The sequence below is a fragment of the Gibbsiella quercinecans genome (assembly GCF_002291425.1).
Taxonomy (GTDB): Bacteria; Pseudomonadota; Gammaproteobacteria; order Enterobacterales; family Enterobacteriaceae; genus Gibbsiella; species Gibbsiella quercinecans.
The window spans coordinates 4,773,261-4,797,304 of record NZ_CP014136.1 but is presented as its reverse complement, the minus strand read 5'-3'; the positions used below and the strand labels follow the sequence as shown (position 1 = coordinate 4,797,304).

General features: G+C 60.2%; 18 protein-coding genes. 10 read left to right on the top strand and 8 right to left on the bottom strand.

Annotated features, from left to right (window positions below):
* Window positions 1-29: 29 nt before the first annotated feature.
* Window positions 30-950: a LysR family transcriptional regulator gene (locus ACN28Q_RS21785; RefSeq protein WP_095848254.1), complete on the bottom strand. Its 921-nt coding sequence runs from the start codon at window positions 948-950 to the stop codon at window positions 30-32.
* A 177-nt stretch (window positions 951-1,127) separates the two neighbouring features.
* On the opposite strand from ACN28Q_RS21785, the gene ACN28Q_RS21780 reads away from it, so the two are divergent.
* Complete coding sequence (locus tag ACN28Q_RS21780; protein ID WP_095848253.1) at window positions 1,128-2,027, top strand: AEC family transporter; 900 nt, start codon at window positions 1,128-1,130, stop codon at window positions 2,025-2,027.
* On the opposite strand, the gene ACN28Q_RS21775 is transcribed toward ACN28Q_RS21780, so the two are convergent.
* The 4 genes from ACN28Q_RS21775 to ACN28Q_RS21760 all read right to left on the bottom strand — a co-directional run bounded on the left by ACN28Q_RS21775 (window position 2,022) and on the right by ACN28Q_RS21760 (window position 7,079).
* Window positions 2,022-3,107, bottom strand: a complete 1,086-nt coding sequence (locus ACN28Q_RS21775; protein WP_095848252.1) for an AraC family transcriptional regulator — start codon at window positions 3,105-3,107, stop codon at window positions 2,022-2,024. The two genes, ACN28Q_RS21780 and ACN28Q_RS21775, sit on opposite strands and share 6 nt — an antisense overlap.
* Window positions 3,108-3,894: 787 nt before the next feature.
* Window positions 3,895-4,851: an ABC transporter substrate-binding protein gene (locus ACN28Q_RS21770; protein WP_230469557.1), complete on the bottom strand. Its 957-nt coding sequence runs from the start codon at window positions 4,849-4,851 to the stop codon at window positions 3,895-3,897.
* Window positions 4,852-4,896: 45 nt separating this feature from the next.
* Window positions 4,897-6,477: a rhodanese homology domain-containing protein gene (locus ACN28Q_RS21765; protein WP_095848251.1), complete on the bottom strand. Its 1,581-nt coding sequence runs from the start codon at window positions 6,475-6,477 to the stop codon at window positions 4,897-4,899.
* A 2-nt stretch (window positions 6,478-6,479) separates the two neighbouring features.
* The gene (locus ACN28Q_RS21760; RefSeq protein ID WP_095848250.1) at window positions 6,480-7,079 is read right to left on the bottom strand and encodes a cysteine dioxygenase family protein; all 600 of its coding nucleotides are present in this window, start codon (window positions 7,077-7,079) and stop codon (window positions 6,480-6,482) included.
* 110 nt (window positions 7,080-7,189) lie between these two features.
* Between ACN28Q_RS21760 and ACN28Q_RS21755 the strand changes: the two genes are divergently transcribed.
* From ACN28Q_RS21755 to ACN28Q_RS21715, 9 genes are all read left to right on the top strand, one after another.
* The gene (locus ACN28Q_RS21755; RefSeq protein WP_095848249.1) at window positions 7,190-8,077 is read left to right on the top strand and encodes a LysR family transcriptional regulator; all 888 of its coding nucleotides are present in this window, start codon (window positions 7,190-7,192) and stop codon (window positions 8,075-8,077) included.
* A 173-nt stretch (window positions 8,078-8,250) separates the two neighbouring features.
* Complete coding sequence (locus tag ACN28Q_RS21750) at window positions 8,251-9,333, top strand: LLM class flavin-dependent oxidoreductase (RefSeq protein WP_095848248.1); 1,083 nt, start codon at window positions 8,251-8,253, stop codon at window positions 9,331-9,333.
* A 24-nt stretch (window positions 9,334-9,357) separates the two neighbouring features.
* On the top strand, window positions 9,358-10,536 hold the full coding sequence (locus ACN28Q_RS21745) for an acyl-CoA dehydrogenase family protein (RefSeq protein ID WP_095848247.1): 1,179 nt from the start codon (window positions 9,358-9,360) through the stop codon (window positions 10,534-10,536).
* 64 nt (window positions 10,537-10,600) lie between these two features.
* Window positions 10,601-11,575: an ABC transporter substrate-binding protein gene (locus tag ACN28Q_RS21740; RefSeq protein WP_230469596.1), complete on the top strand. Its 975-nt coding sequence runs from the start codon at window positions 10,601-10,603 to the stop codon at window positions 11,573-11,575.
* Window positions 11,572-12,621 (top strand): ABC transporter substrate-binding protein, encoded by a 1,050-nt coding sequence (locus tag ACN28Q_RS21735; RefSeq protein WP_095848245.1) that lies wholly within the window; start codon window positions 11,572-11,574, stop codon window positions 12,619-12,621. The genes ACN28Q_RS21740 and ACN28Q_RS21735 overlap by 4 nt, the downstream gene beginning before the upstream one ends.
* Window positions 12,602-13,600: an ABC transporter permease gene (locus ACN28Q_RS21730; RefSeq protein WP_095848244.1), complete on the top strand. Its 999-nt coding sequence runs from the start codon at window positions 12,602-12,604 to the stop codon at window positions 13,598-13,600. The genes ACN28Q_RS21735 and ACN28Q_RS21730 overlap by 20 nt, the downstream gene beginning before the upstream one ends.
* A complete protein-coding gene (locus tag ACN28Q_RS21725) occupies window positions 13,594-14,382 on the top strand; it encodes an ABC transporter ATP-binding protein (protein WP_095848243.1) in 789 nt (262 codons plus the stop codon). Before ACN28Q_RS21730 ends, ACN28Q_RS21725 begins: the two co-directional genes overlap by 7 nt.
* A gap of 53 nt (window positions 14,383-14,435) precedes the next feature.
* Window positions 14,436-15,233, top strand: a complete 798-nt coding sequence (locus tag ACN28Q_RS21720; protein ID WP_095848242.1) for a class II aldolase/adducin family protein — start codon at window positions 14,436-14,438, stop codon at window positions 15,231-15,233.
* Window positions 15,234-17,299: 2,066 nt separating this feature from the next.
* Complete coding sequence (locus ACN28Q_RS21715) at window positions 17,300-18,229, top strand: LysR family transcriptional regulator (protein ID WP_095849146.1); 930 nt, start codon at window positions 17,300-17,302, stop codon at window positions 18,227-18,229.
* On the opposite strand, the gene ACN28Q_RS21710 is transcribed toward ACN28Q_RS21715, so the two are convergent.
* Genes ACN28Q_RS21710 through ACN28Q_RS21700 form a run of 3 tightly spaced genes read right to left on the bottom strand, consistent with a single transcriptional unit; the run spans window position 18,216 to window position 23,995 of the window.
* Entirely contained in the window at window positions 18,216-18,917 is a 702-nt protein-coding gene (locus ACN28Q_RS21710; protein WP_183096707.1) for a DUF6250 domain-containing protein, read from the bottom strand. The genes ACN28Q_RS21715 and ACN28Q_RS21710 overlap by 14 nt on opposite strands.
* Window positions 18,918-18,954: 37 nt before the next feature.
* On the bottom strand, window positions 18,955-21,711 hold the full coding sequence (locus ACN28Q_RS21705; protein ID WP_095848241.1) for an exo-rhamnogalacturonan lyase family protein: 2,757 nt from the start codon (window positions 21,709-21,711) through the stop codon (window positions 18,955-18,957).
* 4 nt (window positions 21,712-21,715) lie between these two features.
* Window positions 21,716-23,995: a TonB-dependent receptor gene (locus ACN28Q_RS21700; RefSeq protein WP_230469527.1), complete on the bottom strand. Its 2,280-nt coding sequence runs from the start codon at window positions 23,993-23,995 to the stop codon at window positions 21,716-21,718.
* Window positions 23,996-24,044 lie beyond the last annotated feature (49 nt).

Here is a 24,044-nt window from a genome sequence, read left to right as displayed (position 1 = left end):
CCAATATGTCGCGCTGGCTTAACATGAAGTTAATCCATGTTGAACAGGTTAAAACCGCTCTCGGCCAACACGCTGCGCAGATGCTCGACAAACACCTGTGCAAATTGCGCCAACGGTTCATTGCGCAGGTGCACCAGGCTGATGGTCAGGCGTTCTTCATTAAGTATCGGCAGGACAGCCATACGCTCGGAACCCGATGCCTGGAAGGAAATCTCATCAACCACCGAAAAGCCGGTGCCGTTTTTCACCAGCGCACAGGCGTGGTGCGGGGAGTCCACATCAATGCTCGGCCGGTAAGGCAAACCCACCCGTTCGAAAACCTGTTTCATAAAGTGGTGGAACGGCGTATCGGCGGAATAACCGATAAACGGCATCTCCGCCAACGCAGCAGGCAATTCGTTGGCCGGGACTTGCGTAATCGGATGGCCCGCCGGGCACACCACCCTCACCCGGATATAGCTCAGCGGAACGACGCGCAAATTGGGGTGATCAATCGGGAACAGCGAAATGCCGAGATCTGCCTGCTGCTCAAGCAACCGCTCGCGCAACAGCATATGCCGCAGGCACTCCAGGCTGACGAGGATCTCGTCATTGCACTGCCGGAAAGCACCGATGGCGTCCGGCACCAATTGATGCCCCAGACTGGGGCTACTGGCGATGCGCAGCACGCCGTGGCGCTGCTGCACCAGATTGTGCAGCGTGGTATTGACGCGCTGGATATCGCGATACACCGACTCAACGTCATTAAACAGGCAGCGCGCCTCCGGCGAAGGATATAGCCGCCCCTTAACCCGCTCGAACAATTGGAAGCCAATACGCGCCTCGGTGTGGGACAGCATGCGGCTGACCGCGGGCTGCGATACATACAGAAGTTGCGCGGCGCCGTTGATCGAACCGGTGATCATGACCGCGCGAAATACCTCAATCTGACGCAGATTAAGCAACTGCATTCGATTTCACCTCCCAGGAATAAACGGCGGGCGCACCACCAGATACGCTTAACACCAGGTTATAGGGTGTTAGCAATTAGTATGCCAGGGGGGATAACACAGAGAAAATTGCGCTGACAGCGGCGAGAGGCTCCGGTAATAATAGCGTTCGCCAGTGTTTTATCGGAGCCTGTTACTGTGAGCGTGTCGCAAACCATTCTGCCCGTTTTTCTGCTGATCATTCTGGGATATATTCTTGCTCGCCGCGGGGCGCTGGATACCCATGCCAACCAAGCGTTGGCTAGCCTGGCCTTTAAACTGTTTATGCCGATGGTTCTGTTCACCGGGATGGTTAATGCGCCGCTGCACGACGGCCTGGACACCAGGATCCTGGCGGCCTACTTTGTGCCCGCGCTGTTTATTTTCGCCGTGGTCAATCTGTTCACCCATCGCAGCCTGGGCCACCCGACCCCGTTCGGCCTGACGGCCTCTTTTTCCAACAATGCCCTGATCGGCCTGGCCATGGTGGCCGGGCTGTATGGCAACGCCGGGCTGGTGTTGCTGTTTACCGTACTGGCCGTCCACAGTCTGCTGCTGTTCAGCTTTCAAAGCCTGTATAGCTGCCTCGCCGGCAGCGAGCCCTTTAAACCCGCGGTACTGATCGCCAGCCTCGCCAACCCGATGATCGTTGGGCTGCTGTTGGGGACGGTGGTTAATTTGTCCGGCCTGGTGCTGCCAGGCTGGAGTATGAAACTGGCGACCTGGCTGGCGCAGGCGGCGTTGCCCTGCGCGCTGATCGTCCTCGGCGCCAATCTCTCCGGCTATCGGCTGCGCCCCAACGCCTATGTGGTCGGCATCACCGCCGCCAAGCTGGCCGCCATGCCGTTGCTGGTCCTGCTGGTATGTATGCTGTTGGGCATCAGCGGCCTGCCGCGCGGGGTGCTGGTGCTGATGGCCGCCAACCCCTCCGGCGTCAACGTGCTGGGGTTCTCGCGATCGCAGCAAGACAGCCAGATAACCAGTTCGGCCATTTGCCTGACGACGCTACTGTCGATGGCGACGCTGCCGCTGTGGATGTGGATCAACACATTACTATGACCCGCCGCGCTGCTGAATCAAACCCGAGCGCGAATGCAGCAATGCATAGCGTTCGCTATTGGCGCGCGCCGGAATGGGCGTTATATATTCTTCGCGCCAGGCTTTTGGTGATAAGCCAAAGCGCAATTTATACAGCTTGCTTAATACGCTGGGGTTACTGAAACCGCACTGATAAGCAATTGTCTCAATGCGCTCCTCAGCGCTGTTTTCCAGTTTGTGCCTGACCGCATTCAGGCGCACCTCATGCAGCAGCTTCATTACCGACGTACGTTGTTCCAGACAAGCCCGGTCCAGGCTGGAACGTGAGCAATGTAACGCCTGTGCGATAATATCCGGCGTTAAATCCATACGCGCGTAATGCTGCTCAATATAACTTTTCGCCGCAATATAAATAAAAGTCTTGGTCTTATCGGTGTAATTTCCACGTTGCTTTCCAATATCCGCCAGCATTAATATTGCCATACTGTGCAACCCATCCAGAATGCTGGCGATGGCCTTGGTGGCCAAGCGTGCTGCATGTGCGTCCAGCAACAGCATCTGGGAGCGAATAAATGGCGCCAAAGGATGGACATCAAGCGGCAATATCAGTTCGTCAAGGCCACCGCCAAACGCCGCGCGCGCTTGCATATACGGCAGAATAAGGTAGAGCTGCTTAACGTTATTGCTATCGTAGATAATCGGCCTGTTTCTTTCGTATAGCGCCAAAGCCAGCGAACCTGCGAAAATATCTTTATTTTCTGTTACTTTTCTCCCTGTTAGCTTTACGCTGCCTTGCAGGAATAATGAAATAAACAAGCTGCCGGCATAAGCCTGATGTGGATCAAACCGGCTGTGGTGCACAGAACCCGACGTGGAACAGAAATCCCCATGAACGCCCGAAATGGTATGGTGCAAAGCGATGATAGCTTCCGGCCGCCGATTGTTAGCAACATCGATTCCACAGGGCTTGAGCTTGCCAGTCAGGATCTCGAACCGCTGTTCCGGTTCGATGCCCTGCGCATCAATAGTCTGCAGCTGGTACAGCCGGCCAGAGCGCGGCAAAAAACGTGTGTTATTAGGCTTAATGAAAGGTTGGCTCATAATATCTCTTTACGGATACGTTCTGATAAAAGACCAAGGCCGCGGCCAAAATAAGAAATTTACACAAAAGCTCTGCGGGGAAAAGAGGGAAATGAGAATTTTCTTATTCTGACGATGACAGACAAGCAATGAGGCCAGCAGACATTTTTCCGGCCATTCGTTGTGCTTACTATTGATGGGCCGAGTAATGGTGCAGGCTGCGCCGAAAAGAGGAAAATATGCCCACCGACCTATTAACATATTATAAACATTCGTTACCATAGCACGATAGGCTAAAACCAAGTAGTCATAGAACATTAAAAATAACCTGGCTTTAGGAGCAGAGGATTTTAGGCATTTTATAGCCAACAGATTTTACATTTCAGGTGTATTGGTTTTATTAATCGGCCCATCTTTGGGCCGCGCCGCTGCATTGCCGCGTGATTCGGCCATACGGCCTCCCCCTACGAGGCCAGCGCTAACGCTGTCCAAAAATGCAAACGCGTTTTTTAGCAGCGGTTCGAATTACTTTGGGTTTATTTTATTTAAAAAACACATACCAATATTATAGGTAATAATATGTTCATGATGACAATCGCAATTCTTCTGTTAGCTATTTCTATATGCAGTTTTTATTCTCACATCCAAATCCGTAAAAGCATGTTATTAATAAACCCGAGAAGAAAAAAAAGAAGATCTCGCTATTCAATACATTTCGGCCGGCATAATAAAGGTGATAAAGCGATTATTCCGGTCGCTACAACACGGGCGTTTCCTGTTCCACCCCAGCCCGCGACCGGTGCGCTATTTACTTCACCGGCGTAAATTCCTGGTCGATCAACTGACTAACATCCACGTGGTTCGGCAAAATCTTTAACTGATAAAACAGATCGGCCACCGGCTGCAGCACATTAATGTCCTGCTGATTAACGCTGTGCGCGCCCTTTGACGTGCGATCCGCAATGTGCCTGGCGGTTTCCAGCGGTAAACGCGTCAGTTGGGCGTAAACTTTGGCGTATTCCGCCGGGTGATCGATCGCCCACTGCCGCGCCTTGGCGACGCGCTCGGCGAAGTCTTTGATGGCCGCCCGCTTGTCCGGATCGGCCAACGAGCGCGTAGTGGCGGTCAAAAAACCGAGCGACGGGGTTAACCCCTGGCCATCACGCAGCAGGCGCGCACCGCTTTGCTCCGCAACGCCCAAATAGGGATCAAAAACCGCCCAGGCCGCCACTTTGCCGGTGCTGAATGCCGCGCTGGCGTCGGTGGGCATCACGAACTGAATCTGCACATCTTCCCGCTGCAGCCCGGCTTCCTGCAACGCCGCGTACAGCAAGTTTTGCGAGATGCTGCCACGCGCCGAGGAAACCACCACCGTTTGCCCTTTCAACTGCTGAACGCTGTGCAACGGTGAATCCTTCGGCACAATAATCCCGTTAGACTGACCATAGCCGACGTTGGTCTGAATCAGCTTAAAATCCACCCCGCCCGCCGCCGCCATCAATACCGGCAAATCCCCGGCATAGGAGGTATCCACGGCATCTGCGCGCTGCGCTTCAAACAACGGCGCCGCCCCCTGGAAATTGGCCCATTGATACTGATAAGGCGCATCTTTCATCACGCCTGCGGCCTCGACCAAACTGCGTAATCCGCGGGCCTGATCCCCCAGCACCAGTTTGGCGTCGCCGATCGCCCCCTGCGCCAGCGATGCCGTCAATAACGTGGCGCTCAGCCCCACGGCCCTAAGTAAAACAGAAAACTGCGCCATACTTTTCCTCTTTGCCGGTGATGGTTATGCGTATCGTCTGGTGATTCAGAGCACGGTAAAGCCATGGGTTGCATCACGCGCCAGCTGTTCCACCAGCCCAAACTCCCAGTCCAGATAGGCTTGCATCGCTTCACGCGGATTGTCCGTGCCTTCGTACGGGCGGCGATAACGGTCGATACGCGGCGCGGCCAACTGCCCTTCGCCCTTTGCCAACGGCCGGTTTTCGGCGATCCACGCCAGGGTGCCGCCGGCAAGCAGTTGCACCGGCTTGCCGGTCAGCGTGGCCACTTCCGGCACGGCATAGCGCGCCAGCAGGCTGCTACCGCAGGTCAGAACATAGCGTTTGGCCGGCGGCAGGTTTTCCAACGCCAACGGCAGCTGCGAGCGGATAACCCAATGCGCACCAGGAATATGGCGCGCAACGTAATTGGCGCTGGTGGTGAAATCCAACAGCACCGTGCCTTCCTGCTCTAACAGGGCGGCCAACTGCGCCGGGGTGATTTCATCCGCCGGCGGCGGCGGCGGTAGCTGCGCCGCCGGATCGCCCGGCTCGGTAAGGTCGGCGGCGGTCAGCCCGTCCACTACCGCCGCCTCCCAGCCCATCTGCGCCAGCCAGGAGGCGCTCATGTTGGCGCGCACACCGTCATCATCCACCAGCGCCACGCGGGCACCGAGCACGCTGGCATAGTGATCCGTTTCCTGCACCAGTTGCCCACCGGGCGCGCTGTAACTGCCCGGCAGATGCCCGGCGCGATACTCCTCGGGGCTGCGCACATCGAACAGATAGGTGGTGCGCGCCGCATCCTGCCGCCACAGCCCAAGCGTCTCGCGGTCAATGCGCCGGACACCGGCCGCGTCCGCCACCCGACGCGCCTGTTGCTGCGCCTGCGCCAGATTCTCCGCGCCGTTCGGGTAGCGGCGCTGCTGCTGGCTTTCTAACGCAAACCCCGCCAGCCCCCAGCCGATCGTACCGTTGCGCAGCGCCGCCACCGGGTTGCTGATGCCAGCGTTGATTAACGACTGGGTACCGATAATGCTGCGCGTGCGCCCGGCGCAGTTAACAATCACCTGCGTGTTGGGATCCGGCGCCAGCGCCTTGATCCTCAGCACCAGCTCCGCCCCCGGCACGCTGGTGCTGGTGGGGATACTCATGGTTTGGTATTCATCAAAACGGCGCGCATCAACGATCACCATATCGGCATGCTGATCGATCAGGGCCTTAACCTGCTGCGCAGTCAGCGATGGCGTGTGCCTGCGGCTTTCCACCAGTTCACCAAAGGCCTTGCTTGGCGTGTTCACGTCCTGGAAAAGCTCGCCGCCACCGGCTTGCCAGCCCGCCAGGCCGCCGGCCAGCAGGGCAACATCACCATAGCCGAACTGCTGCAGCCGCCTTGCCGCCTGTTCGGCCCGTCCGTCGCCGTTGTCATAGACGGTAATGGGGGTGCTGCGGCGCGGAATACGCCGGTAGGCTTCCAGCTCCAGCTTGCTCAGCGGGATATTCACGGCAAACAGCGGGTGGCTTTCAGCAAATTCGGCTTCTTCACGCACATCGATCAGCGCCAACTCCTGGCGGGACAACAACGCGGCGCGCAGGGTGGAAAAATCACGGTAAACAAAGGCAGGCATACTTACACTTCCTTAGAAAGATCCCAAATATTAGGCAGTTGAGTGTTGGAGTAACCGGAGATAAAAGGCTTCACCGCGCCGCTTTCGCCATACACCGCACGCTTAACGGCGCCGATATTGCCGCCATACACATGAATGCTGATCGACACGCGATCGTTAAACGCATTGCTGACCTGGTGAATATCGCCGTCTTGTTCGGACAGTTTCGCCACCTGCCCGGCGGTTAACCGCTCGGCGCCGCCTTCGGGCTGGGGCACGCCCTGGCCGTCGAGCACATAACGTTGGTTGGTTTCAGCGCCGCGCAGCATGCCAATCAGCCCCCACACGCGGTGGTCATGGATCGGCGTGACCTGCCCCGGCCCCCAAACGAAGCTGACGATGGAAAAGCGCTGGGCGGAATCAACGTGCAGCAGGTACTGCTGATAATGTTTAGGATGTGGGCGGGCGTATTCTTCGGCCAGCCAGTCATCCTGTTTGACCAGTTTGGCCAGCAACTGCGCCGCCTGTTCCAGCCGCGCCGCATCGCCCAGCGGCTGTTGATGCAGTTGGGCCAATTGTTCAATGAACCCGCGTAAACGGTCTAAGCGTAATGGCGTTGTCATAGGGCTTTCCTGTCTGAAGCAGTGCCTATCACGCTAACAAAGAACTTTTTATTATTTAAATGCATTTTTGTAATAAACTAAAATGCAAAATACACATAAAGAGAGTTTCCATGCGTACAGACGACATTGACGCACTGCTGGCGGTGGTGCAATTCGCTTCGCTTAACCAGGCCGCGGAATACCTTGGCATCAGCCAATCCGCCATGACCCGCCGCCTGCAAAGCTTTGAACAAAGCCTGGGCGCCACGCTGCTGGATCGCCAAACCAAACCACTTAAACTGACGGCCATCGGCCACCGCGTCTATGAACAGTGCCTGACGATCAAACGCGAAACCAAGCGGCTGGAAAGCCTGCTTAATCAGGATGCGGAACCGAGCGGCCCGCTGCGCCTGGGCATCCCGCAAAGCCTGAGTGAAATCGCCTTGCGGCCGGCGCTGGTGGCCCTGGGCGAACATTACCCGCAGTTGCGCCCGCAGGTGGTCTGCGGCTGGGGCGGGCAGTTGATCAAACGCCTGGAAAACGTTGAGCTGGACAGCCTGCTCGCCATGGGGCCAGCGCAGCAAAGCTTCGATGACAGCCTGGTGGCAAAGGCGCTGTGCCCGCTGGAAGTGGTGGTGATCGCCGGCAAAAGCCTTAACCTCAACGCCACCCGCCTCAGCGGCTGCGCCCACCTCGGCTGGGTATTGAACCCCGACGGTTGCGGCCTGCGCGCCGGCTTAAACCGCGACCTGCAGGCGCAGGGGCTGGGGTTGAAAATCAACGTGGAAACCGCCGGCGCCCAGTTGCAAATTAGCCTGGTGGCACAAGGGCTGGGGCTTGGGCTGGTGCCCAGAGCCGCGTTAACCCACAGCCCGCACCGGGACGATATCGCTATTGTTGAGCTGGCTGATTTCCAGCCGAAGGTGCAACTGTGGCAGGTCAGCAGCCCGGGGCTGGGCAACCTGCAACGCCCCACCACCTTTTTTGCCGAGAGGATCGTGCAAGAACTGCGTAGTTAATTCGATGAAAAATAATGAATTATTATCATAATTAACTTTATGCATATTAAGATATGATAAAAATGCATTTAAATCATTAGAACATCGCGTATAGGGTATAAAAACCACGCTGCTTATCGCCAAACATTTGGCCGGCAGCCAACCCCTATCACGCGTCCTGGCAAGGAGTTCTAATGAGCGTCCAATTTTTAGGCATGATCGGCCACCGTCTGTCTTCGGAAATCATCCCCCCGGCAGGCCCGATATTTGACCGCGACTACATTGTGCGCTTTGCGCAAACCCACGAGGCCGCCGGTTTTGACCGGCTGCTGGTCGGCCATTGGTCCGATCAACCCGACGGCTTTCTGGTCACGGCGTTGGCCGGGCTTTCCACGCAGAAAATCAACTTTTTACTGGCGCACCGGCCGGGCTTCGTCGCGCCGACCCTGGCGGCGCGCAAATTCGCCACCCTGGAGCACCTGCTGGGCGGCCGCCTGGCGGTGCATATCATTAGCGGCGGCAACGACGCAGAGCAACGCCGAGACGGCGACTACCTCGATCACGATCAGCGCTATGCTCGCACCGACGCGTTTTTAGACATTGTGCGCCAGGTCTGGACCGAGGAACGGCCGTTCGATGCCCATAACGATTTCTATCAGGTCGAACAGGCCTTTTCGGCGATAAAACCGCTGCAAAAACCCCATATCCCGATCTTTTTCGGCGGCTCGTCAGACGCGGCGATCGCCGTGGCTGGCAAGCACGCCGACGTGTTTGCCCTGTGGGGCGAATCGCTGGCGCAAACCCAGGAAACCATCCAGCGCGTGCGGGCTGAAGCGGCCAAACACCAGCGCCAAATCGATTTCAGCGTGTCATTCCGGCCGATTATCGCCGCCACCGAAACGCAGGCCTGGGAAAAGGCTAAAGAGATCCTGCATGTCGCCACCGAACATGCCGAAAAAACCGGCGTGGGCTATAAGAACAAACCCAACAGCGTGGGCGCTCAACGCCTGCTGAAAACCGTGGCGCAGGGCGAAGTGGTGGATAAACGCCTGTGGACTGGCATCGCCAGGCTGTTCGGCGGCGGGCACAATTCCACTGCGCTGGTGGGCACCCCGGAGCAAGTGGCCGACGCCCTGCTCGATTACTACGATCTGGGGGTGCGCAACTTCCTGATCCGCGGTTTCGATCCGCTCAACGACGCCCAGGAATACGGCAAAGAACTGCTGCCGATCGCCCGAGCCAAAATCGCCCAGCGCGCCGCCAGGCAAAGCGCCTGAAGGCCAACGGAAGAGGCACCCCGCATGAGCTCTGTCTGGTCTACCCGCCCACCGGCACGCCAACGGCACATTCAGCCGCCGCTGGCGCAGATTACCGCGCAACTGGCGCAGCAGGCCGCGGCGCTGGATCGCAGCGGCGAGTTCCCACACGCCAATCTGGCCTGGCTGCAGGCGCATGGCCTGCTGGGGCTGGCCTGCGGGCAGCGTTACGGCGGCGCCGAAGCCAGCCTAGCCACCCTTCAGCAGGTTATCAGCGCCATCGCACAGGGCGAACCGTCCACGGCGCTGATCGTTTGCATGCAGTACCTGCACCACCTGCGCCTGGCTGCCAACCCCGACTGGCCGGAGGCATTGCGCTGCACCATCAGCCAAAGCGCGGTGCAGCACGGGGCGCTGATCAACAGCCTGCGGGTGGAGCCAGAGTTAGGCTCCCCGGCGCGCGGCGGCCTGCCCCACACCGTGGCGGCGCGCACGCCGGCAGGCTGGCTGCTCAACGGCCACAAACTCTATACCACCGGGATTGAGGGCCTAAGCTGGCTGGCGATCTGGGCGCGCAGCGATGACGCCAATCCGCAGGTGGGCACCTGGCTGGTGCCGCGCAATAGCCCGGGCATCACGATTAAACACAGTTGGGATCACCTGGGAATGCGCGCCACCGGCAGCCACGAGGTGATACTGCACAACGTGGCGGTGCCGTTGAGCCATGCGGTGGGAACTTACCCGGCCGAGCGGCCGCCGGCGCCGGATACGGCGCAGATCCAGGCCGCCGCCAATGCCCACACAGCCCTGCTGCCGGCCATCTATGACGGCATTGCGCAGGCGGCGCGCCGCTGGCTGATCGCCTGGCTGCAACAGCGCGTGCCGGCCAGCCTGGGCGCGCCGTTAGCCAGCCTGCCGCGCGTGCAGGAAAACATCGGGCAAATCGATGGCCTGCTGCTGGTCAACCAAAGCCTGCTGCGCCAGGCGGCGGCGCAGGCATTCACTACCGAACAGGCCAACCTGGCGAAAGTCACTATCACCGAAAACGCGGTAAATGCGGTGGAAAAAGCGCTGGCGCTGACCGGCAACCATGGCCTGACGCGCCACAACCCATTGGAACGCCACTACCGCAATGTGCTGTGCGGCCGGGTGCATACCCCGCAAAACGACAGCGCGTGGATTAACGCCGGCAAAGCGGCATTAGGCGGCGGCATACCCGTATGAACCGCCCGCTGACGCAGAGCACGGGCTTTGGCAACACCGCTTTAGACCAAAGGAAATGATGAACATGTTGCGTATTAAACAGACTCTGGGTGCTTTACTGCTTATTGGCCTGGCTGGCCAGGCGCTGGCCGCCGACGCGCGTATTACCTTGCATATCGCCGATCAAAAAGGCGGTATGCGTTCACAAATGGAAGCGGCCAACGAACTCACCAACCTGCCTTACGATATCAAATGGGCCGAGTTCCCCGCCGCCGCCCCGCTTGCCGAAGCACTGAACGCCGGCGCGGTCGACGTCGGCATTATCGGCGATGCGCCGTTACTGTTTGCCCTTGCGCAGGGTACGCCGGTTAAAGCGGTCGCGGTGGATAAAAGCAACCCGGCGGGCACCGCGGTACTGGTGGGCGAGAACTCGCCGCTGAAAAGCGGCCAGGATCTGAAAGGCAAGCGCATCGCCACCGGCAAAGGTTCGATCGGCCACTTTGTGGCGCTGAAGGCGCTGCAACAGGCCGGCCTGTCCGCCGCCGACGTGCAGTGGGTCTTTTTAGGGCCGGTGGACGCCAAGGTGGCGCTGCTCAGCGGCTCGGTCGACGCCTGGGCCACCTGGGAGCCTTACACCACTCAACTGGTTAAAACCGGGCAAGGGCATGTGCTGGTCAGCGGCACCGGCCTGCTGCCGGGGAATACCTTCCTGGCGGCCACCGATGCCACGCTCAGCGATAGCGCCAAACGCCAGGCGCTGCAGGATTATCTCAACCGCCTGGCAAAGGCGGAGCGCTGGGCCTATGCCAATCTCGACAGCTACGGCAAAACGCTGGGGCAAATCATTAAGTTCCCACCCGATATCGCACGCGAGCAGTTCGCCAGCCGCCAACTGCGCTGGCAACAGATTGACGATCAAACCGTGCGCCAACAGCAGGCCACCGCCGATTTTTATCAGGCTAACGGGCTGATCCGGCAACCGCTTGACGTTACCCACACCTTTGATAACGGCTTTAGCGTACCGCCGCTGGCGCAAACACAACAGGAAGGTCAGCCATGAAACACATTGCCCAGTATTCACGCCGCAGATTCCTCAGCCTGGGCGGCAGCCTGCTGGCGGCACCGGTGTTAGCCGGCATCTCGCCGAAGCTGTTCGCCCATGATATGGCGGCCATGCATCAGGAAGACGGCAACGCGCTGCGCCTGCCGGCTCCTTACAAGTTGAAGCTCGCCATCAATCAGAGCGCGGTGTGTATTGCCCCCGTTACGGTGGCGGAGCAGCAGCACTTCTTCAGCAAATACAATTTGGACGTTGAGTTCGTCAACTTCGGCAACTCGACCGATCTGCTGCTGGAAGCGATCGCCACCGGCAAGGCCGATGCGGGCATCGGTATGGCCCTGCGCTGGCTGAAAGCGCTGGAACAGGGTTTTGACGTGAAGCTCACCGCCGGCACCCACGGCGGCTGCCTGAATTTGCTGACCGCCAAAAACGCCCCTTTTACCAGCCTGGAAAAGCTAAAAGGGCAAACTATCGGCGTGACCGACATGGCCGGCCCCGACAAGAATTTTTTTGCCATCCTGCTCAAACGCCACGGCGTGGACCCGATCGCCGACGTGCAATGGAAGGTCTATCCCGCCGATTTATTGAGCGTGGCGCTGGATAAACAGGAAATTGCCGCCATCAGCGGCAGCGAACCGTTCAGCTACCGCTTATTGGACACCGGCAAATACCAACTGCTGGCCAGCAATATGACCGGCGAGTACGCCAACCTCAGCTGCTGCGTGGTCGGCGTCAGCGGCTCGCTGGCCCGCGAACACAAAGCCGCGGCGGCGGCGTTGACCCAGGCGCTGCTGGATGCCCACAGCTACGCGGCGGAGCACCCGGAAAGCGTTGCCGATGCCTTTATGGCCCACGCGCTGAACACCAACGTCAAGGAAGTGGCCGGTATTCTGCACGGCCAGGCGCACGGCCACCACGCGGTGGGCGAAGCCTTCGTTAAAGAGCTGACGCAGTACGTCAGCGATTTGCAGTTGGTCCAGGTGATTAAGCCCAGTACCGACGCCCACCAATTTGCGGAGAGCATCTATGCCAACGTATTTGCTTGATCGAACCGTGAAACGCGAAAAAATCGCCGGCCAGCGGATCTGGCTCACCGGCCTGCTGGCGGCGGCGGCCTGGCTGGCCGCCGGGCTTATCACCACCTACTGGCCCAACGTCAACCGCCAATGGCCATACAGCCAGGCCTGGGCTGGGCTGCAACTGGCGCTGGGCGTGGCGCTGTTGGCGCTGGCGCTCAGCTACCGGCAGTGGCAAGGCCGTGGGCAACGCCTGCAGCGCGCCGGGCAATGGCTGATCGCCCTGCCGCTGTTTTTCAGCCTGTGGGAGTTGCTCACGGTGAAAACCGGCGCGCTGCCGCTGCCGTTCTTCGCCCCGCCGCAGGCGCTGATTGAGGTGTATCTCACCGATTGGCCGCGCCTGCTAAACAGCCTGTACCACTCGTTATCGTTATTGCTGCTGGGGGTGGCGATCGGCACGCTGGTCGGCTTTATCAGCGGCGTGTCGATCGGCTGGTCGCAGCGCATCGGCTATTGGGTGCATCCGATACTGCGCATTCTGGGGCCAGTGCCTTCAACCGCGTTGCTGCCGCTGTGCCTGTTTATCTTCCCCAGCAGCTTCGGCGCCAGCGTGTTTTTGATCGCCCTGGCGACCTGGTTCCCGGTTACCGTCCTCACCTGGTCGGGCGTCGCCAACATCGACAAAGCCTATTACGACGTGGCGCGCACCCTGGGCGCCAGCCAGCGCTTTTTGATTTTCCACGTGGCGATCCCCGCCGCCCTGCCGAACGTCTTCGTCGGTTTGTTTATGGGGCTGGGCGCCTCTTTCTCGGTGCTGATCGTGGCGGAGATGGTCGGGGTGAAGGCCGGCATCGGCTTTTATTTGCAGTGGGCGCAGGGCTGGGCCGCCTACCCGAATATGTACGCGGCGCTGATCGTGATGGCCTTTTTGTGCTCGGGGCTGATCAGCCTGCTGTTTTTCGTGCGCGATCGCCTGCTCAGTTGGCAAAAAGGAGTGATGAAATGGTAGCCCAAGCCGCCCAGGCGCGGATCAACGCCACGGGCACAACGATAGACGTGCAGAACGTTAGCCACAGCTTCACCCTGGGGAAACGGGAAATTGCCGTGCTGGACAACATCAGCCTAAGCATTGCCGCCGGCGAAAGCGTCGCGCTGCTGGGCCCGTCCGGCTGCGGCAAGTCCACCCTGCTGCGCCTGCTGGCCGGGCTGGAGCCGCTGCAAACCGGCCACCTGCTGGCCGACGGTCAGCCGCTCGGCGCCCCCAGCCCCGAGCGCATTCTGGTTTTCCAGGATCCCACGCTTTACCCGTGGCGAACGGTGCGGCAGAACGTGCTGCTCGGGCCGCAGGCGCAGGGGCTGAACGGCCAGGAGCAAAAGGCCGACGGCCTGATCAGCCGCATTGGCCTGAACGAGTTCGCCAACGCCTACCCCAAACAGCTTTCCGGCGGGATGGCCCAACGCGCCGCGCTGGCACGCGCTCTGCTCAACGAGCCGCGCCTGCTGTTGCTGGATGAGCCCTTGGGCAAACTGGACTCGCTGACCCGCATCAGTATGCAGCGCGAATTGATTAACCTCTGGCAGAGCCAAGGCTATACCAGCCTGCTGGTGACGCACGACGTCGAAGAGGCATTGCTGCTGTGCGATCGGGTGATCGTGCTTTCGCCGCGCCCGAGCCGGATTTTGGCGCAGTTTGCGGTGCCGCTGGCCTATCCGCGCCACCGGGGCGATCCGCTGCTGATTCAGCGCCGGCAGGACATATTGAAAATACTGGGCCAAGAGATCGATTGGTAATCGAGCGCCAGTCGCGGCCAACACTTATCAAACCACCGTTAACGGGAGTTGTTATGTCTTTGGTGTCTATCCCTACAGCCAATACCGGCGAGGTAAAAAACGGCGTCAGCCAGGAAGAGTGGCAGGTGCGCGTTAAGCTGGCCGCCGCCTATCAGTTGGCGGCCCTGTATCACTGGACCGATCATATTTATACCCATTTCTCGGTGCGCGTGCCGGGCGCGGAAGAGCACTTCCTGATTAACGCCTACGGCCTGTTGTTCAGTGAAATCACCGCCTCCAACCTAGTGAAAATCGATTTGGACGGCAATATCATTGCCGATCCCACCGGGCTGGGCATTAACCAGGCCGGCTTTGTGATCCACAGCGCCATACACCGCGCCCGGCCCGATCTGAAAGCCGTGCTGCACACCCACACTAAAGACGGCGCGGCGGTATCGGCGCAAAAAGACGGGCTGTTGCCGCTGTCGCAGCATGCGCTGGCTTATTATTCACGGATTACCTATCACGAATACGAAGGCGTCGCGCTCGATCTGGATGAACAGGACCGGTTGGTTAACGATCTGGGCCACAGCAACGTGATGATTTTGCGCAACCACGGTTTGCTGGCCGGCGGCGTGAGCATCGAGCACGCGTTCCGAGAGCTGCACGGTTTGGAGCGCGCCTGCAACATTCAGGTGGCGGCGCTCGCCGGTGGGCGGGACAATTTGCACTACGCGCCGCCGGCCGCGATCGAAAAGGTCAAGGCACAGTCGGCGCGTTTTCGCAGCGGCACGGATGAGATCACGCAAAAACACTGGGCGGCGGCCATCCGCCAGTTGGAGGCCAGTGGGTTAGCCAATTATCACCAATAACGGTACTTTGATGCGAAATGTCGCGGCCGAGAAGCACGCAGAATGTTGATAAAACCACCCTTTGCCACCATCGGTGTAAAGGGAATTGCCTTAATCGTGCTGCGTTTCTTTGCGGCAATCGCGCACGGCAATTGTCAGGGCCGAAGGCCCCTGGCAACGGCGCCTTGCTCGGCAGGCCAAGATGCGCGCTAAACGTCAACACTCCAATCTATCGCCACCGGGCAACCTAACCACCGGTTTTGACATGGGCTAATTTATCAATTTCAAAGACGATTCATGTGGTGAGTGGAGCACGGGTGTGGAAGCATTGAAGGCGCCGAACGGCGGAACGTAGCATAGGCGAAACCGCCAGGACGGCGGTTTCAGGCGAGACAGGCAGGGACGCCTGTCGTAGCCGGCCGTGATGCGCAGTGACACAGTGAGGGCAGCCGCACAGCGGCCGCCTGATATGGCGCAGGCGCGGGTCGTTAGGGGACGCGCCCACGTCCCCTAACTCGGGCGCGAGCTACGGTGCGACAAAAAACGACCGAGTTATAGCGACCGAAACCCTCTCGGTCAGGGCAAAGAACATTGCCAAAACAGTACTCTGCCGCCACCAGCGTAAAGGGAATTGCCTTAATCATACTGTGTTTCTTTGCGGCAATCGTACACGGCAATTGTCAGGACCGAAGGCCCGGCCCCGACACCCCGGCCTGCGCTTAACATGGCCTGCCCGCTACGCGGGTACCCTCGCCGCGTCCCCGTCGCCGGACGGGTCGGCTACGACAAACATCCCTGTTTGTCTCGCCTCAATCGACCGTCCGTGGCCGATTGCCCCTGGCAACGGTGCCTTGCTCGGCAGCCCAAGATGCGCGCTAAACGTCAACACGCGAATCTATCGCCACCGGGCAATCTAACCACCGGTTTTGACACAATCAAAGACAACGCATTTGGTGAGTGGAGCACCGGTGTGGAAGCCATTGAAGGCGCCGAACGGCGGAACGTAGCATAGGAGAAACCATCAGGACGGCGGTTTCAGGCGAGACAGGCAGGGACGCCTGTCGTAGCCGGCCGTGATGCGCAGTGACACAGTGAGGGCAGCCGCGCAGCGGCCGCCTGATATGGCGCAGGCGCGGGTCGTTAGGGGACGCGCCCACGTCTCCTAACTCGGGCGCGGGCTACGGTGCGACAAAAAACGACCGGGTTATAGCGACCGAAACCCTCCCCTAATCCAACAAAGAACATTGCCGAAACAGTACTCTGCCACCACCAGCGTAAAGGGAATTGCCTTAATCGTGCTGCGTTTCTTTGCGGCAATCGCGCACGGCAATTGTCAGGGCCGAAGGCCCGGCCCCGACACCCCGGCCTGCGCTTAACATGGCCTGCCCGCTGCGCGGGTACCCTCGCCGCGTCCCCGTCGCCGGACGGGTCGGCTACGACAAACATCCCTGTTTGTCTCGCCTCAATCGACCGTCCGTGGCCGATTGCCCCTGGCAACGGTGCCTTGCTCGGCAGCCCAAGATGCGCGCTAAACGTCAACACCCGAATCTATCGCCACCGGGCAATCTAACCACCGGTTTTGACACAATCAAAGACAACGCATTTGGTGAGTGGAGCACCGGTGTGGAAGCCATTGAAGGCGCCGAACGGCGGAACGTAGCATAGGCGAAACCGCCAGGACGGCGGTTTCAGGCGAGACAGGCAGGGACGCCTGTCGTAGCCGGCCGTGATGCGCAGTGACACAGTGAGGGCAGCCGCGCAGCGGCCGCCTGATATGGCGCAGGCGCGGGTCGTAAGGGGCCGCGCCCACGGCCCCTTACTCGGGCGCGGGCTGCGGTGCGACAAAAAACGACCGAGTTATAGCGACCGAAACCCTCTCGGTCAGGGCAAAGAACGTTGCCGAAACAATACTCTGCCGCCACCAGCGTAAAGGGAATTGTCTCAATCCCCTCGACCCCTTCCCCTATCACCCAAATTATTTTAGGTATAGCTAAAAGGAATATAAAAAAGTTATCTATTATTTTTTTATTGGTGGAAAGCCCGCTAGTCTGGGCGCTAACTCCCACACTTGTGCATAACATCCGATGATGAATATCGATCTACGCCAACTGCGCCACTTTATCGCCCTGATTGAACACCGCAACTTCACCGCCGCCGCGCAGGCGATGCAGATCTCACAGTCGGCCTTCAGCCGCAGCATTCAGGCACTGGAGCAGAACGTGGGCGCCCGGCTGATCGACCGCCATAACGACCTGGAACCCACCCGTAAAGGCCTGGTGGTTCTGGAGCACGCCCGGCGCTTAACCCACCAAAGCCAAGATCTGCTCAACGACATCGCCGCCTTCAGTGAAAAAGAGGCCGGCGAGGTGCAATTTGGCTGCGGCCCGGCGCCCGCCGCATGGCTGATGCCCCAGGTGATCGGCGCTTTTTCGCGCCACTCGCCGAAGATCCGCCTGGTGTTCCGGGTGGACAACTGGCAGGCGTTGGGCAAGCGGCTGTTGGCGGAAAAATTTGACTTTATCGTCGCCGATACCCGCAACTTCGAGTTTGATGCCCGCTATACGGTACAACCGCTCACCCGCCACCGCTGGGGGTTTTGCTGCCGGCAGCAGCACCCGCTGGCAGCCTTTGACGAAATCACCGTCGAACAGCTGTTCAGCTACCCGCTGGCCGCCACCATCCGCCCGCCGAACCTGCACCGGGCGCTGGTGCAGCTGAGCGGCCGCCAGGACATCCGCACCAGCATCGAGTGCGAAAATGGCTACAGCCTGCTGGACGTGATCCGCCACTCGGATGCGATCGGCACCACCAACCATTTCAAAACCCCGGCGCGGCACGGCCTGCACATGCTGAAAATCGCCGGGCTGGATGACAACACCGATGAGTTCTATACCCATTACGGCATCATCTCCCTGGCGGGCGCCCGGCTCCCTTGGCTGACGCAAACGCTGATGGCGACCTTTGTGCAGGTCGATAAAGATCTGCACGGCAACCCGGCCGCGGCTACAACGGCATGATGGCGAAATCCGTAATCACCTGGCGCGACCACACGGTGCGGAAGCCGAAATAACCCACAGCGGGCGGTGCGGCATAACGCGCCTGGAAATAGGGTTCGCCATCCACCAGAAAACGGGTGCCGCCGCTGCCCACCTCGATCACAATCTCATATTGCCGGTTGGGCTGCAGCAGGTGTTGGGCGTCGGTAAACTCACCGAGCAGTTGGCGCTGCCCGCGGCCGTTGTAGTCGCGAAAGCGGGTGGTGCTGTTCCAGTTGCCGCCCATCCCCACATAGTAAAGATCAAGATCGTCGTATTCATCCAACACGCCGCTGCGGGTGAACAGATTAGGGTTTGCCGGATCGCGCGCCGCCCAAAACTGGTTCAGATCGGAAAGCCGATCGTAGGGCCGCCCGGCCAACTGCACTTCACGCACAAAACGAATGCGGTAGGCGCCGGAAAGGGGGTGATCCAGCCACACGGTCAGGCCGGCGGCGCTCTCCAGCGTCAGTTGGCCCGGTTCGGCCTGCACCGACGTTCGCTGCGGATCCTCCTGCTCCACCCGCCAATGCCAGGGTGTCGCCGCCGGTGCGGGTGCCCAGCGCAAAAGGTATTGGTGTTCAGCCTTGAGTGATGAAGAAGGGCAACAGTCAATCTCCTGTGGCTCGCCCGGATCCGGCTGCTGCACAGCGGTGTTTAATTCCGTCATGGTTTTTTCCTGTTATAAGCCTGTCGGCGCGGATGTGTTAGTGGGAAGGCGCCGGGGCATCCAACAGCGCCAGCAGCGCCAATGCCGTTAGCCCCCACTGCGCCACCGCATTGGTGGCAAGATTAGTGTCGCCGGTGCTGCCCGAGCGTTTGTCGATGGAGGAGTCAATCCCGGCCTCTTGCAACGGCGCCAGCACCTCCGGCGGGCGGATCAGTCGGGTGGTGGTGTTAGGTTGCACAATCCCCCCTTCCCCGCTGAAAAACTCCCGCCAGGCGCGCGCTGCCAACGCCTTATCCCGTTGATGCCAGGCGGCGAAGGCGGTCAGGCGAGCGTGGCCCTGCACCAGGTTGAGCTTTTTCACCGGCTTGCCGACGAACGCGCTCAGCGCCGGCAGATCGTTATATAACCGGCAATAATCCAGCCAGGCGCGCGTAAAGCCCTCGTCCGGCAGCAGCTGTAGCAGCTCGCTGCAAATTTCCGCCAGGCCAAACACCGCGCTCAGGTGGGAAATAAACAGCTGTTCCGGCCCGGCGGGGGCGAATACGCCGGTGTCGGGATCCATCTCCGCCAAGCCGGTAAAGAAGCCGTGCGGCTGGGCGGCGATCGAACGCATACTGTTCAGCAAGCGATCACGCATCTGTGGATCGCCATGCCGCTCCCAGGCCGTCAACCAGGCGGCGGCTACCGCACTCCAGTCGGTGCCGAAATAGAGGCTAATGCGTTTAGGATCGTCCGGCGTCTGTTGGCCGATCTTTCGCCCCGGCATCACGTCGCGCAGGGTGCGCCCCCCTTCGATTTGTTCATCCATCAGTTCGCCGATGCGCTCATCGGCAGTGAGGTAGTACAGGAAGCGGCGGTTCGCCACGGTGGAAATGCGCAGCTGTTTGGCGCTGTCGCCCCAGTGGCGGACGTTGTGCCGGGAGCCAAGCGGTTTGAAACGCCCCAGGTGATAAACGTCCACCTCGCCGGTGTGGCGCGTCATCGCCTCCGCCATGCGGAAAGCCTCCGGGCGGCCGCTGTGCAGGAAGTAGTACCACAGCCACAGATCGGTACTCAGCTCAGAGTTATCCCAGGCGTACCCCCCCACGTCATAACGCCAGACGTGGCGATCGCTGTCGTAGGTGTGCATAACATCGCCGAAATCCCAGAAGCCATACCATTTGCGCTGCTCTACTTCCTGGCGGTAAAAATCGAAATACCACGCCAACTGCGCGGCGAGATCCTGATGGCGCGGGCTCACGGCGCTGGCCGGCGCCCACACCGGGCCAAACACCCGTGCACGCCTGAGATCTTCGGCGTTCGCCACCAGCAGCGGCGGCTGCTGGATACGCCGGGCGATATCCACAAAAGCGGCGTTATCCGGCGTTGACGGCAGCACGTCGATAAACAGCTCGCTGGTGCGCGCCACCCCGTGCGGCGTATCAAAGCCGGGTTCATAATCTTCATAGGTGATGTCCAGCGCTTCCCGCTGGGCTTTAAAGGTTGTCAGCCCCATTTCACCGTGCCAGGCGCGCATATCCATCGGCTCCGCCCACGGCGACCACAGCCAGAGCGTGACCGTCGCCTGCTGCTGATGCGCCCCGGCGATTTCCAGGCAGGCCGGGTAGCTTTGCCAAAAGTTGCGGATACCGAAAGCCACCCCGCCCTGCGGTGAACCAAGATAGCCCACGCCGGCCGCCCGGCTGCCAGTAGCCGACAGCAGCCAGCCCAGCCCCGCCTCCGTGCGCTTGTGGATCTGGTAGCCGTCGGGGTGGTGTTGCGTTAGCCGGTAGCTACCGAACGCCGGGATGTAGCCAAGGCCGGCCGCCACCTGGGGCGCAAAGTCCGCCAGCGGCGGTGTGGCTTTGCCGCTTAGCTGCGCCTGCGTAACCTGGGCGCCAGGATCGCGCCGCAGCCCGGTCAGGCCACGCACCGCTTCGGCGAAAACGCCCCCCTCGTCAGAGGCGAAGCGCACATGGCGATCGTGCAGTTCGCCCTGCAACGGCACATCAAAGGCCAGCCCAATGCCCTTCACAGATTGCTGCGGCCGATCGTTATCGTAGATCAGCGTATGCACTACCCGGAAAGAGGATGAACCGGCATAGCAATACAGGCGCACGATAAACGGAATCCGGCTATTTTCATCCTGCTGATGGCTGCCGCGAAGGGTGATGACCGCCCGCTGCGGCCCGTTCTGCTCCAGCGTGACGGATCCCGCCTGCCCCTGAAACGCCGCCACGCTGTGCGTGCCTTCCGCCTCATCGCCGGACTGGATACGCAGTACCAGCCGCCCGCGAGTGAGCGCCAGGCGATCGTTTTGCCACACCTCGTCAATCAGGTACCGCCCGCTGCGGGAGACGCTAAAGCGCATCTGCCCGGTATCGACCAGCCAGCCCTGTTCGGTTGCCATCGCCAGGTTCCGCTGCGGCGCGGCCTCGGCGGCGGTAGGAAGCAGAGTGAGCGCCCCGATGCGCGGCGTGGCGGCGCCCAGCGCATGGCCGGACCATTTCACCGAACCATCCGGCCACCAAGCCAACGGCCAGCTCTGCAACGGGTATGCCTGCTGCCCGTCCTGCAGTAAAAAACCGCTCCCCGCCGGCACCGCCCCTTGCGGCCAGGGGGCGCCCCAGGTGACGCCGCTCAGCACCCGCGGCGGTTGCCCGTCCAGCCAGCGTAACTGCACCGCGTGGGGCGTTACCGCCGCCCCGGCATGGCTGGGCGCCGCCGCAGTAGCCGATTTCCACAGCGGCAGCGCCAGGGTCAGCAAGGTGCTGTCGCGCAAAAAGTGCCGCCGTGAGTAAGGAAGATTACGCATTACACTATCCTTTAAAGTCATAGCCTACTGTCAGGCCAACCATGCGCGGATCGCCCAGCGAACCATAGGCCGAGCCGTAATCCCCGGATTTCATGACGCGGTAGTAGGTTTTATCCAACGCGTTTTTCATCCACAGCGAGACATGCCAGCCGTGATCGCCCTGCTTGCCGCTCAGGCCGGTCGCCAGGTTCAGCACGCCATAGGCGGGAATGCGGGTGTAGGCCGAGTTGTCCACGGTGCCGTACGCCCAACTGCGCCACGACCACTGGCCGGAAACGAACGCCTGCAGATTATTAAAGGTGTTCCATTCATAACGGATACGGGCGTTGTAGCTCAGGCGCGGCGAGTTGAACACCCGTTGGCCGGTCAGATCGCAGGTGGCCGGGGCGCCAGCCTGCAGCGAGATTTCCGCCGGGCATTTGCCGTTAGTGAAGTTCAGGTACGAAGCATCCAGCAGGGTGCCATTAAGGCTCAGGCTCAACCCTTCAACCGGGTAGACCGAGAGCTGCGATTCGATACCGCGTGAGCGGAACTTCCCGGCGTTGATCAGGTAGCTGCTGAGCGTTTCTTCGTCATAGGCGGTCGTCTGGAAATCACGCACTTCACTCCAGAACAACGCCGTATTCCACTCCAGCTTGCGCTGGAACCAGTGGGTTTTCACCCCCAGCTCAACCGCCCGTGTTTTTTCCGGCTCTATGTATAACGAGCCCAGGCCCGCCTTGGCCGCGGCGCCGGAAGAGATATTCAGCCCGCCGGCTTTTTCGGCATAGGCCACGGTGAGGTAAGGCGTGACGTTCGGCGTGGCGTACCAGTTGGCGCTGATGGTCGCCGCCGGCAGGTGGTTGGTTTGCGCCAGATCGCCGGAGTCAAAATCGTTTTTATTGATGCGCTTAAAGGAGCCGGTCTTTTTCTCATAGGTTTGGCGCACGCCGGTGATCAGATCCAGGCTGTCGCCCAGGTGCCAGGTGCCGTTGGCATAGACCGAGAACGCCTTGTCGTTCAGCTCGCCAAAACGCTGAACGAATTTCCCGGTGTTGCTGGTGTTGCCGTACCAGCTCGTCACCTGGCTGCCGCCGTCGTAGTAATCGTGCGCGAAAGTGTCCATATTTTCGCCCCAATAATCGGCGCCCAGGGTGTAATCCACCAGGCCGCCTTTCGGCGAGTCGATCCAGAAGCGCTGCTCCCAGATACGATCGCGCACGTCGGCGCCGCTGTTGGCATACAGCGGGATATTTAACGCATCGGCGGTTCGCGGCAGGAAACGGAAATAGCGCCAGGATGACAGCGAATGCAGCGCAAAGCCGTTCTCCAGCTTCACATTGGCTTCCAGCGCCGCGCCGCCCTGGGTGACGCGGTTTTTGGATTCGTCGTCCAGCGCCACTTTCCGCCCTTCCACCACCTTCACGCCCAGCGCCTGCGCCCGGGTTAAGAAGCCATCGGTGCCATTCACCGCATGGGTGCCGACCAACGACATCACCGGGTAGCTGGTCGCTTTGCTGTAATCGCCGATAAAGCGCAGGTTAACGTTATCCTGCGGTTGCCAAAGCAACTGCCCACGCACGCCGCTGTTATTGCTGCCGCCCAGCTTGTGGCCGTTTTCGACGTTGGTGACATAGCCGCCGCTTTCGGTGTGCGACAGGTTGATGCGCCCGGCCAGGGTATCGCTCAAAGCACCGGAGGCCATCAGCTTCGACTGTACATAGCCGTGCTGGCCGACGGATTGCTCCAGGGAATATTCCGGGGTAAAGGTGGGTTTGCGGCTGCGGATATCTATCGCGCCGCCGGTGGTGTTAAAGCCGTACAGGGTGCCCTGCGGCCCTTTCAACACGTTTACGCTGTCAATATCCAACAGATCGTTGGCCAACATGCCCGGGCGCGACAGGCGCACGCCGTCCAGGAACAACCCGACGCTGCTCGGCATACCGATGTTGATTTCGCTGCCGCCGCCGTCGCCTATGCCGCGAATGGTGACGCGCGTATCCAGAGTATCGGCGGCGGCAATATCCATCCCGGTCACCGCCTGTGGCAGATCCTCAAAGCGATACAGCCGCTCCTGCTCCAGCGTTTTGCCGTCCACCTGCGAAGACAGCGTGGTTTGCTGGCGAACCAGCGGGCGTGCGGCGCTGACCTTAACGCGCTTGAGCTGCACCGCTTGGCCTGCAGGAGCAGTCGCCGCCGTTTGTTCTTCTGCGGCTGTCTGGGCCGCTTGTGCGCCCACCGGCACCGCCAACAGGCAGCTCATGGCCAGCGGATAGCGCCAAAAATAACGGTCTTTAATAGTCATTATATTTTCCCCGAGTTTAAAACAGCCTATTCCCCGTATGCCGGGAATA

Bases quoted from the DNA above. Each gene is read 5' to 3' on its own strand.
- ACN28Q_RS21785 (WP_095848254.1), bottom strand. From the start codon at position 950: ATGCAGTTGCTTAATCTGCGTCAGATTGAGGTATTTCGCGCGGTCATG.
- ACN28Q_RS21775 (WP_095848252.1), bottom strand. From the start codon at position 3,107: ATGAGCCAACCTTTCATTAAGCCTAATAACACACGTTTTTTGCCGCGC.
- ACN28Q_RS21770 (WP_230469557.1), bottom strand. From the start codon at position 4,851: ATGGCGCAGTTTTCTGTTTTACTTAGGGCCGTGGGGCTGAGCGCCACG.
- ACN28Q_RS21765 (WP_095848251.1), bottom strand. From the start codon at position 6,477: ATGCCTGCCTTTGTTTACCGTGATTTTTCCACCCTGCGCGCCGCGTTG.
- ACN28Q_RS21760 (WP_095848250.1), bottom strand. From the start codon at position 7,079: ATGACAACGCCATTACGCTTAGACCGTTTACGCGGGTTCATTGAACAA.
- ACN28Q_RS21755 (WP_095848249.1), top strand. From the start codon at position 7,190: ATGCGTACAGACGACATTGACGCACTGCTGGCGGTGGTGCAATTCGCT.
- ACN28Q_RS21750 (WP_095848248.1), top strand. From the start codon at position 8,251: ATGAGCGTCCAATTTTTAGGCATGATCGGCCACCGTCTGTCTTCGGAA.
- ACN28Q_RS21745 (WP_095848247.1), top strand. From the start codon at position 9,358: ATGAGCTCTGTCTGGTCTACCCGCCCACCGGCACGCCAACGGCACATT.
- ACN28Q_RS21740 (WP_230469596.1), top strand. From the start codon at position 10,601: ATGTTGCGTATTAAACAGACTCTGGGTGCTTTACTGCTTATTGGCCTG.
- ACN28Q_RS21735 (WP_095848245.1), top strand. From the start codon at position 11,572: ATGAAACACATTGCCCAGTATTCACGCCGCAGATTCCTCAGCCTGGGC.
- ACN28Q_RS21730 (WP_095848244.1), top strand. From the start codon at position 12,602: ATGCCAACGTATTTGCTTGATCGAACCGTGAAACGCGAAAAAATCGCC.
- ACN28Q_RS21725 (WP_095848243.1), top strand. From the start codon at position 13,594: ATGGTAGCCCAAGCCGCCCAGGCGCGGATCAACGCCACGGGCACAACG.
- ACN28Q_RS21720 (WP_095848242.1), top strand. From the start codon at position 14,436: ATGTCTTTGGTGTCTATCCCTACAGCCAATACCGGCGAGGTAAAAAAC.
- ACN28Q_RS21715 (WP_095849146.1), top strand. From the start codon at position 17,300: ATGAATATCGATCTACGCCAACTGCGCCACTTTATCGCCCTGATTGAA.
- ACN28Q_RS21710 (WP_183096707.1), bottom strand. From the start codon at position 18,917: ATGACGGAATTAAACACCGCTGTGCAGCAGCCGGATCCGGGCGAGCCA.
- ACN28Q_RS21705 (WP_095848241.1), bottom strand. From the start codon at position 21,711: ATGCGTAATCTTCCTTACTCACGGCGGCACTTTTTGCGCGACAGCACC.
- ACN28Q_RS21700 (WP_230469527.1), bottom strand. From the start codon at position 23,995: ATGACTATTAAAGACCGTTATTTTTGGCGCTATCCGCTGGCCATGAGC.